This is a genomic window from Clostridium tyrobutyricum (assembly GCF_019144085.1).
GTDB lineage: Bacteria > Bacillota > Clostridia > Clostridiales > Clostridiaceae > Clostridium_B > Clostridium_B tyrobutyricum_A.
Window position 1 is genome coordinate 1 of the sequence record NZ_JAHHUY010000108.1, and the last position, 371, is coordinate 371.

Below are 371 nucleotides of genomic sequence, written 5' to 3' on the forward strand. Positions count from 1 at the left end.
TCCTTAATAAGATTATTTATTCTTTTTAAAGTTTTCTTATCTTGCGATTGCCAATAAATATAATCATTCCAAGCTTCATCAGCCCATACTTTATTCATTTTCTGCCTGTTTTTTAAATTTTTCATCAACACAAATATTGAGTGTTTTCTGAGCCATAATACCACCTGTTTTAATTATATTATATATAATATTACAACAAATATAGTTTTTTATTTTTAGTTGATACACAATATAGGAATAATATAATTAATTATTTCGCTTTATCCTACAAACTGCGTATTAATTATAACTTTATAATATTCCTATGATACTTTGCTTTTACTAATTTGCTCTATAACTTTGTAGAGAGTAGGTTTACTTATATTAAACAT

At 23.5% G+C, this 371-nt stretch carries 1 protein-coding gene; it reads right to left on the reverse strand.

Going from position 1 to position 371, the window contains the following annotated elements:
* The coding region (locus tag KM800_RS15225; RefSeq protein WP_217813836.1) for a type II toxin-antitoxin system YoeB family toxin at nucleotides 1–98 on the reverse strand (98 nt) is incomplete at its 3' end.
* Between the last annotated feature and the right edge of the window lie 273 nt (nucleotides 99–371).